This window comes from Shewanella sp. SM73 (assembly GCF_025653795.1).
Classification (GTDB): Bacteria; Pseudomonadota; Gammaproteobacteria; order Enterobacterales; family Shewanellaceae; genus Shewanella; species Shewanella oncorhynchi.
In genome coordinates, this window is the sequence record NZ_JAKKRY010000001.1 from 712,504 (window position 1) to 720,387 (window position 7,884).

The window sequence follows — 7,884 nt, forward strand, 5'->3', positions numbered from 1 at the left end:
TTATTGTTGATGTGCTGCTTACTTGGCTATAGAGCCTATGCTAGTCAGTTTTACCCTTGGCGATAAGTGTTTTATCGCCAAGATGATGTGTGTGCTAGTAAATTAATCAGTTTAGGTTTATTGCGTTATCTGGTTAACGTAAATATCGGTTGACCAATCAAAACTGTTTTTGACACTAACAGTGTCATAGATTTTAGTTAATTGGATTAATTGATCTTGGACATCATAAAATTCAAATTTTGCATTGTGATACTTGAGATCATGTTTCCAGTAACCTAAGCCTTGATCAAAGCGTATTGAGAAGCTTAATCCTGAGGCAAATGTTAGAACCAGTTCTCGACGATGTTGTATGTTGCCTCTATAAGTCGCAACATCTAAATTGATAGGCATTTTTAACCCCAATTTAAACCAGTGTTCAAACATCTCACGCATTTCTTGCTGGTCGTCCCAATCATGTTCGACCTTGGAGCCAATAGAATCTTTTCTGTTATATAAAGTAAAAATGTCGACTCTTGGTGACACGGTAGCAAATGGTTTAAGTAATTCCCCCAACATTAGCAGTGACCAAGGATTTTGAAGGTAGCGATCACTGTATTGAATGGTTTCAATGTGTTGCGAGTCTAAAGCCTGTTTAAGCACTTCGTTGTTATCTTTTAAGGCTTGCCAAAAATGTTGGCCAAATTCAGTTAACAGACCATTACATTCTTTAGTTAGCTCTACCGCAATTTGGGTTACCTTTGCGGTTTTTTGCCACACAGAGGTATCAATAGACACTATAGACACATCTCGATGTAGGTTTGATTTAATTAAATATGAGTTATCTCTATGCTGTAACCAATTTTGATCTGGGTTTGCCACAGTGAGGTTATTACTGGCGATGGTAAATACTCCATCACTGTTATGAACTTGCGCCAATATATGGCCGCTGTCGCCGTTTACAGCTGAAACACTTGGGTTACCTTGATAAAGCTTAACGCCTTTGGCATGAAGTTGAAGTAAGTCGTCAATTATGACTTGCTCGAATGATGCTAACTGTACGTCAGAAGGTATTACGATATTTAATGAAAGCTCATCATTGAAATTATCATACTGCTTTAGCTTTCGTCTAAATGTACTTGCCGCTAAATCCCATTCATTTGGATCGTTTGATAAAAACAAAGATATAGCCGTAGCCTGCTTATTCAACGCTATGTGTATTTCTTCAAATGCACTTTGGCTTGCATGTTGTGATTGGGTAAGCAGCTGCATTGACTCAGGTATAGCTAAACTTAGACTGAAATCTTTTGTTAGCCAATCCAGAGCCATTAAGCGATTTAGATTATCGACATCGTGACGCGTGTCGGCATCAAGTAAACAAGCGGCACATAGGCTGTCGCATTGATCTTTACAGTGAAGCGTGTCATAGGCCTTTGATAGGATAGCGGCAATCATGGTAGACCCACTAGAGGCAAAGCCTGCTCCTCCACTTATCGTGTCATAAAGTTGTATTGCTAATACCGGCTGTGTATTGATTAACGTAGGTTTTATTGTATAACCCATTTCATTATTCAATATGCCTAAACTTGCTGCGAGTGCGTTACGCGTGGCAACTGCAAGGGTTAATGCGATTGATCTATTTTCTGTATTTGGTCCGGTGTCGTTTAGATATTCACCGGTTTTTGGGTGGCAAAGTACTATTTCCAGTACATCGGTTTTAGTTTGACTACCGAGATAAATATCTTTGTGAATATGTGAAGACCCTTCGCAGTCGTGGTGACGGCCATCATTTTTATCTTTTTTAGATCCGCGGATTGGTTTATGTGGCTTTTCAGGTGTTAATGTTGTGGGGAATTCACCCTGTGCGGTAAGGGATTCTGCGCGTCCACAACTCAGACACATTGCATAGCCTTTACCGTGTTCGCCTGCGCTGTAGTTAAATACACTTCCGTCTGTACCGTAGCGCATAAAACCCAGTTTAGGATTAGGTAACGGGTGAATTGGACTATTAACACTGACCCAAGCTGGTTGAACAGGGATATAGTGTTGAGTGGTAATATTGTTTGTTGGCGATGCATAGAAATCGGTGACAAAACCTGTGGGCTGAAGCACTTTTAATTTGTCTTCAACTTTTATTGAATGGCCACAATGAGAACAACACAGGTTACTGTCAGACGTTTGAATTTCTGTTGTATAACCTGTTTGCCCGCAGCTAACGCAGCGCCATGCTAAATCAAATTTTTGGGCATCTTTAGCGTCTGCAACAGCAATATTTTGCCAGTTAAGCGATACGCCAGCAGAACGGAATACACGGCCATCGATGACCATTTCAGCACCTGGTGCATACTCACGTATGGCAATTGCTAGATTGCGTGACGGTAAGCCACGCAAACGAGAGATATTGTCTTCTCGTTCAGCATTATTTTTGCTACGTCCTTTTTGCTCACGTATGAAATCTTCAATATTGGAATTATCCAGATTGACAATATCTGTAGGGAATCCATAACCGGGTAAAAATGCTTTTGCTGCTAGCTCACGTAACAAGTACTCGCGACGATGACGTTGTAATTCCATGCCTAGTCTAAATGCATAAGGGCCATCCTTTTGAGTGGTGCTGAGTTCTTTTTCAACACTATGAAGTTCTTTTAACCAAGCAGTTTGAAGCTCTTCAATGCTATTAACCGTTACATCGACTAATGACTGGATTGATCGACCTTCTAAAACTGTCCCCTTAGTTAGTCGTGAAATATCTTTCTCAAATGAATCTATTTGGGCTGCTATATTGGCTTTAAATCGATCACAAATACTCAAGGTTTCACTTTCGTAAAACCAGCTTAAATTGAGTGATGTTTTCTCTTTTTCGGTATGACCTACTTCTTGTGTTAAAAAAATACCCAGTAAAAATGCATTAACATGACGTTGTGTTAATCGCGCCGAGTTAAGTGAGACAATCGGCGCCGATATTAATGTTGTGAATGGCCAAGCCGGATTGTTGAATACTTGAGTATCGTGTGGGTTAGATTTACACAATGTAAAAGCTAAAGCTCGGGACTCTTTGCTTCGCCCTGCTCGACCTGCTCGCTGTAAATAGTTAGCTGGGTGCGGTGGCACGTTGTTCATAACAACGGCTGAAATACCGGCGATATCGACACCCATTTCCATGGTGGTCGAACAATTCAGCGCATTAACTTTGCCCTGCTCAAATAATTTTTCATAATTTTTTAGACGTTCAGATGACTGCTGCGCCGAATGTTCTGCAGTGCGGTAGTAAAAGCCACCTTCGATAGTTCTATCGTTAATATCTGTCCAGAGGTTTCGAGAACGTAATAACTGCACATCTACATTGTCAGCGACTAATCTTCTAATTTTATTAACGCCAATTTGAAAATCTTCTTGTTTAGCCGAGAAGCTCCAAGCTGCTGGGAAATTGACTTCTTCACATCTAAAGTTACCACTATTCAGATCCCTCGGTAGATACGGGGTAATAGACCTTAACGTTGTATCTATAAGTTTATTAGTAATTGGACAAATGAAAGCTTTTTCAACGAATGAAAAAGTCATTTTACTGCGGTCTAAAAAGAACTGATTACCTTCATAGCTTAATATGGGGTGAAGCCCTTCTGTTAGGGCATCCCATGCATCACGCAATATATTATTAATAATATCTTTATCTATATTTTTTTCGATATCTAGATTAAAAGCCAACACTAGCAACTTAGCTAGTCTGTTTAATTGATTACCTTTAATTTGTGGCCATTTCTTAACTCTATTTTCATCATCTTCATTAGATAAAGGGTTTCTTAACGTTTTTGTTGCAAAATTACTTCCAATCCAACTTTTCCAGTCTTCATTTAAATTTATATAACTGTTTTCTCGGACATAAAAATCGAGGCACGTTTTTAAATAATCACGCCAATCCTCAATCGACCCTGGCCAGATACTGGGTAAACTAGTAATTTTATCGAGACCAAGGTAGCTAACTTTAACCATTCCTTGAGTTTCTAAGCTGTTTTGACGTTTAGGACGACGAGCAAACTCACGAACAAGCAGCAGCTCGGCAAGCTTTCTTGGTCCTGCAGAACCATCAAACACTTCTGGATTTGCATATTTATTATATTGAAGCATTGCTTTGCTTACACTGCCATGTGCAATCAAACTGTCTATCATTTGAGACCAAGACAATGTAATCAGGTTGAGTTTACTTGCAGTACCTGCCAATAAAGATGCAGCAAGTTCATTTAGTTCATTTGCTTTGTCTTTAAGTCCCATAGAGGCCATTTGTTTTGCTAATGCAAAAAGATCTTCGGGTTTGGCATCTGCATTTGGCTTTTCTTGGATAGGTGCTTCAAGTTGAGCTTTTTTTAGGATGTCTACAACTAATCCACGCAACTTTGAACGTTCCGCTTCTTGTTGCATCCGAACAGCCATTCTGGCTGTTCCTTGCCTACTATCAGTAAAGGTAATTAATTTCCGACCTCTTCCGGGTAAAGATTGAGGACCTTCTTGATCTCCAGGCTTCATTTCATGGTCAGGGCAATATTCTAAAATGGTTGGAACTACGTTAGCTACATAAAATGGCGCACCGAGAATACTCCGGCGATAGGGTAAATGACCACTAAACCCTTTATAGCTGCAATTCGAACATATCGGTTGCGTTGTTTCATTGTAAAAATAAGGCACGCTGTTGGAGGCTAAACTTGCAATTTCACCAGTTTTAATATCAATTTTGATTGGTGAAAAATATCGTTTATCATCTTTGTCTGCTTTATCTTGTTTACTAGACAAAACAATTTTTGAAATACTTGAAGAAGATTTTTTAGTTTCTTTTGATTCATCATCATCATCATCGTTACTTTCTACAGTCAGTGAAAATTCATCACCAGCATCTTGCTGCCATTGACTTAATTTTCCATTTTTATCTGCCCCCAATAGATGCGGTTCATTGCACTCATTACAAAAAGCTAGCTCAAGCACTGGGGCTTTAGTGTCACAATCACAATGAGTTCTACTTTTTGAATAAACGTAACCATATGGCCAGTTTGTTTTAAGCTCTGTATCTGCTTTTTTCGAACAGCTAGGATCGATACAGGTAAATAATCCACTGAACATACGTTGAAAATAATGCGCTCTGACTTTTAAAAATGCTTCTTTATTGGGCGCGGGTTTGGTCGCCGTCAGTAAATCTATCCAAAGCAATAAAGTTTGTTCATCAAAAGGTTTATCACCCAATAGATTAGACACTTTCTGATTTATGTCTTCTAATGTTTGAGGTATTGATGAGTTCACAAACACAGTTCGAATCGCTTTAGCAATTGATGAACTGGCTAGAGCATCAAACCTAGTGCGTGAAACGTCCAAACTAAAATCTTCTTTTTTTACCGTTTCATCTGCTGGGATAGACATTAAGTCTTTAATACTGGTATGTTTCTCTTCAAGTCGGGGTATTTGTGGAATGACCCTTTGGCCACCAATCACGGTAACTTGATCTTGGTTAACACCAGCCAGGTCAGCTAAGTATTTTTTGAGTTGATTAGCGGTATCTTTACCGGCGATCGTAGCCGATGTTGCCACGAATCGAACATCTTTTGCTTCAACACCAAAGGCTATTAATACTCGTCGTAATTGCAAAGCCAACTCAGCGGCTTGAGACCCTACATAAGTATGTGCTTCATCAAGTACAATCCATCTTAGTGATTTTTGTTTTTTTGATGCTGCAATGATAGGAGCATCAACTTGTCGCACCATCATGTATTCAAGCATGGTGCCGTTTGTGACTAAAATGGGTGCTGGCTTTTCTCGCATTAATTCACGTGACAAAACCTGATTGGGTACTAAATTTTGAGCTGATGAAACTTTAGCCTTCAAATTTTCTGTATTACCGTTGTACAAACAAAAACGCATGTTGTTGCCAAAGTGCTTAGTCCAAGCATCCAAACGCTCTTTTTGAGAGTTGATTAATGCATTGAGTGGATATAAAAATAGCGCTCGGACGCCCACAAGGGGCTCATTGGTTTGCTTTATCTCCCGATAAAGATCTTCAATCACTGGTACCATAAAACATTCTGTTTTACCTGAACCAGTACCACTGGTTACGACAACAGATTGAGGATTATCATTTAACAACATTTGCCAACTTTTCAATTGATGAGTAAATGGCGAATACTCTGCATTGAATCGATAGCGCCCATTATTTGTATGATCGAGTGCTGTGATGACTTCTTTAGACAGTAGTGTGCCTTTCAATTCAGATATACTGACTTTTGCAGGCTCCCAACCAAAAGTATGTTCAAATAAAGGTGAAGATAATAAAGACTCGCCTTTGCCACTCGGTTGATTTAATACACTTTTTAGGTGTGTTCTTAAGGATGGGTTACTAATACCAAATACACTCAATGACGCTTCTTGTGCACGCTCTGCTGCTTGCTTCGTTAGCTGTGAAAAATATTCCATAATAAAGCCTTAAATCAATTCTGAAAACGTTAATAAATGGAATGTATACATGCTTGCAAACCAATTAGGATCAAAGTCACGTACTTTCTTCAACTTAAAAATTGCATTTGATGAACTATCATAAATGTCTGATAAATTAGCTTTACCCGTTGATACAGCAGCTAAGAACACAGGTAAATAAATAACAGAGTTTTGGAAGTTATGTAGACTGTTAATATCTATCTGTCCGAGTGAATTATTTTGATACCATTTACTTAATTCGTAACCTTCACTATCAGGCCACACATCGTTTTCACTGTGTTCTCGTAATAGGTCTTGTAGCCAATCCTGTCCAGCTATGTTCATTATTGGTAGTGGTAGCTTAAGTTTGGGGTCAATCTTATTTGTAATCAGATAACTCACTAACTCTTCGCTAAAACCTGGTATATGATACAAAATAGATTCATACCAAGGCTCTGCTATCATTTTTACGTATTGTTTATCGACACCTTTTTGCTCTAACCAATCGAGAACTTGTTTATAAGTTTGGATGAATAATTCTGGTGGTGTCACTTGCCATAGAACCGGAAACTCTGATTCTATTCGCGCCATAAATTGTGGATTAGCTTCGAAACGATAAAAACACAGTATTAATGCTTTGGGGTTTGCCACAATTTCACGCCAAACTTGGAATGTTGTTAAGGACAAATTTTGATAGTTGCTGAAGAGTTTAACCAAAAACTCCCATCCACTATGTTGTAGGTTATCAGCCATTTGCATTACAACATCAGCTATCACGTGAGTATTAAATTTAGGATGATATGCTTGAACAGCCCGTTGTAGTGAGTTCACCTGTTGTTTTACTTGATCGTGATCAGCTTCGTCTTCTGACATATGATTGCTACTGTCATGACCTACGAGCAATTTTGCTCTGAAATTTGTCGCACTATTTGAGCTTGGTACTATTAACCATGGACCTTCATTTTTATCTACTTGCGGCATTTCATAATGACCAGTGGATATGCCTTCACTAATTAATGCTTCTATTTTTGTGGGTGTTCTTTCAGGATTGCTCATTTGCATTAGTAACAACTCTGCACCGGCTACAACATTTTGACCTTCCGCTGAAATTTTAAAAAAACGTTTATCTTCAGTTTCGTATATTCGGCTACTATAACGATATATTTTATATTTTAAGTTGCCAGAGAAGCTCGAAATGGTCATTGTGACCCTGTCTCTTGATCAGATCTCATAGCGTTTTTCCGGCTTCAAAAAGGGCTTTGGCTAATCGATAGCCCTTTACTTGAGCCTGAAGATCATCCCATCCTTCCCAAATCGTGGTCCAGCTAGCCATTCCCGTGCGCTTGCTATCATTAAAGCCGCCTAATTTCGCCAGAGACTGATAGGCCCACTTCATATTTGGTGCCTCTTTGCCTTTGTGCGCCCTTGGCTTGTAGAGCGCCATCAGTACTCGCCATT

2 protein-coding genes and 1 pseudogene are annotated in these 7,884 nt (G+C 39.1%); all 3 read right to left on the minus strand.

Translation table 11 applies throughout. From position 1 onward, the window contains the following. Positions 1-117 precede the first annotated feature (117 nt). Positions 118-6,426, minus strand: a complete 6,309-nt coding sequence (locus L5M51_RS03210; protein WP_263171548.1) for a DEAD/DEAH box helicase — start codon at positions 6,424-6,426, stop codon at positions 118-120. A 9-nt stretch (positions 6,427-6,435) separates the two neighbouring features. Continuing rightward, positions 6,436-7,629 (minus strand): STY4851/ECs_5259 family protein, encoded by a 1,194-nt coding sequence (locus tag L5M51_RS03215; protein WP_263171550.1) that lies wholly within the window; start codon positions 7,627-7,629, stop codon positions 6,436-6,438. Between the two features lie 25 nt (positions 7,630-7,654). Next, a pseudogene (locus L5M51_RS03220) lies at positions 7,655-7,884 on the minus strand (IS4 family transposase); the annotation flags it as partial.